The organism is Priestia sp. P5_B4 (genome assembly GCF_056400385.1).
The window spans coordinates 1-1805 of sequence record NZ_JBFULJ010000783.1 but is presented as its reverse complement, the minus strand read 5'-3'; the positions used below and the strand labels follow the sequence as shown (position 1 = coordinate 1805).

Here is a 1805-nt window from a genome sequence, read left to right as displayed (position 1 = left end):
GTGTAACGTCCTCTAAAGCAGGACGGGGCATCTCATTATATTGATTTAGAAATATTTGAATATGCGGATCTAACGGCATTCTTCTTCTCTCTCCTTTCAGGGTAACCCTATATGTAATGATGAATGAAATTTCAGAAAAAATCCAATATATTGTCTTCTCGGCAGACTTTTGTTTGTTTTGATTAAAAATGGGTATAACAATTAAATAAAGAGGATGATATTCGTATATATTTTATTCTCACCTATATAAATATAAGTACGTACAAAGGAGGCACACCGATGATTATTGTTTATATAAGCTTAGCTGTTGTTTTGGCATCACTTGCGTATCTTATTTACGCAGGCGTATCATTTAATAAAAAAATCAAGCCAACTGTGAACTCTGTAAATGCCACTTCTCAACATCTTCAAAACGAAACTGATTATATCAAAGAAAAAACAAATCATTTAAAAGTAACACAAGCAGCGATTAAAACCGATGTACAGTACAAAAAAGATGCGGTCAAATATACAGCCAACTCATTTAAACAGCTTGTTAATAGCTTTAAACGTTAAAAAAGGAAACCTCTATAAAGGTTTCCTTTTTTATTACATCGCCTGAGACGTATCTTTAGGAGGCGCAGCCGTTTTGTTTCGGTGATAAATAGCGTTAATCTCTCCTCCAATAACGAGAATTAAACCCGTTAAAAATAGCCAAAGCATCAGAACAATCACGCCTCCTAAGCTTCCATAAGTAGCAGAATAATTGCCAAAGTTGCTTACGTAAAATGAGAACCCTAAAGATGTCAGCTGCCATAACAGCGTAGCAGCGAGCGCTCCGGGCCATACATGGGCAAAAGGAAATGTTTTATTTGGCGCTAATCTGTATAATACGGATAAAACAAGTACCATAATGCCGACACCAATAATCCAGCGCAGAATATTTAAAACCACTGTTGTACCTGAAGGAAGAGAAAACCATTCACTTATCCAATTTAACAAAACCCCTCCGAACACTGGTAAAAGAAGCGATACAACAATTGTTACAATTAATCCAATTGTTAAAAGAATGGACAAGCCTCTTACTTTAATAAACGAGCGCTGTTCTTTCACGTCGTAGGCTTGGTTCATTGCACGAATAAAGGCGTTCATACCGTTTGAAGCAGACCAAATGGTTCCTAAAATCCCTACAGTCAGTAGTCCGCCGTTTGGTTGGCTTACAAATTGAGCTACGTTATCTTTAAAGATTGCAGCCGTTTCTCCCGGCATAACGCTTTGAAGGACATCGATTGCCTCTTCCGGTTTAATAGATAGATACGGAACAATCGATATCAGTAAAATAAGCATAGGGAATAATGATAGCATATAATAATAGGCTTGCTCAGCCGCTAGTCCCGTTGCTTGGTCTTCTTGAATTTCTTTACCAAGACTTTTTCCAAATGATAATAGCTTTTTCATGATAAACCTCTACTTTCTCTTTTTTTGTTCTTTTCCCATTTTATGCACTTTTCAACCTTGAAAGTGGAGAATTTCAAGCAAAATCTCAAATCAAACGATCAAGAGAAAGTAGAATGATGTTTCCTACACAAAAAAGTCCCAGCTCAAAAGAGCCAGAACTTTTCATCAGAGTGTTTATGTAGAGCAGACTAGCGAATGTGTCCTTGTGCACCACTTAATTGCTGTTGCGCCATTGCAACAAGATGCTTCGTCATTTCTCCACCAACAGAACCATTTGCACGAGCCGTTTGCTCAGCGCCAAGCTGAACGTTAAGTCTTCCCGCGATTTCCGTTTTTAGCTGATCAAGAAGCTGTTCAGCACCTTGAAC

The 1805-nt window shown here is 37.8% G+C and carries 3 protein-coding genes; 1 reads left to right on the top strand and 2 read right to left on the bottom strand.

The window, feature by feature from the left end; translation table 11 throughout:
• The first annotated feature begins 279 nt into the window (after positions 1-279).
• Positions 280-555 carry a hypothetical protein gene (locus AC1DRF_RS25930; protein ID WP_477742068.1) on the top strand — a complete coding sequence of 92 codons (276 nt, stop codon included), beginning with the start codon at positions 280-282 and terminating at the stop codon, positions 553-555.
• 33 nt (positions 556-588) lie between these two features.
• On the opposite strand, the gene AC1DRF_RS25925 is transcribed toward AC1DRF_RS25930, so the two are convergent.
• Both AC1DRF_RS25925 and AC1DRF_RS25920 read right to left on the bottom strand, forming a co-directional pair.
• Positions 589-1437, bottom strand: a complete 849-nt coding sequence (locus AC1DRF_RS25925) for a YihY/virulence factor BrkB family protein (RefSeq protein ID WP_043982400.1) — start codon at positions 1435-1437, stop codon at positions 589-591.
• Between the two features lie 188 nt (positions 1438-1625).
• Positions 1626-1805 (bottom strand): small, acid-soluble spore protein, alpha/beta type (locus tag AC1DRF_RS25920; protein WP_477742067.1); only part of this gene is annotated, 180 nt, incomplete at its 5' end.

Bases quoted from the DNA above. Each gene is read 5' to 3' on its own strand.
- AC1DRF_RS25925 (WP_043982400.1), bottom strand. From the start codon at position 1,437: ATGAAAAAGCTATTATCATTTGGAAAAAGTCTTGGTAAAGAAATTCAA.
- AC1DRF_RS25930 (WP_477742068.1), top strand. From the start codon at position 280: ATGATTATTGTTTATATAAGCTTAGCTGTTGTTTTGGCATCACTTGCG.